We start from the raw sequence: 397 nt of genomic DNA on the forward strand, positions 1-397 counted from the left end.
GATTTTGCCAGCGGCATGGTCGTGCAGTCGGTGGGCGGTGGCGGCGGCGACGGCGGTGGCGGTCTAGGTCTGTTCGGCGGTGGCGGCGCGGGTACGGATGGCAATGACGGCCGGGCAGCCACGGGGACCAACACCGGCAACATCACCACCAGTGGCCTGGGCGCCATCGGCATGCTGGTCGAGTCGGTGGGCGGCGGCGGCGGCGATGGCGGCGGCGCCATCGGTCTCGTGTCGATCGGTGGCAAGGCAAGCGGTGGCGGCCAGGGCGATACGGCGACCGGCAATATTGGCGGCGTCATCAAGACCGGCGTCGATGGAAACGGCGGCGACGGCGCGCATGGCATTCTGATCCAGTCGGTCGGCGGTGGCGGCGGCAATGGCGGCTACGCCATCGGCG

At 71.0% G+C, this 397-nt stretch carries 1 pseudogene; it reads left to right on the plus strand.

The features are described 5' to 3' along the window. Positions 1-397: pseudogene (locus EN994_RS35155) on the plus strand (hypothetical protein); the annotation flags it as partial.

Source organism: Mesorhizobium sp. M7A.F.Ca.CA.002.09.1.1, from assembly GCF_003998555.1.
GTDB lineage: Bacteria > Pseudomonadota > Alphaproteobacteria > Rhizobiales > Rhizobiaceae > Mesorhizobium > Mesorhizobium ciceri.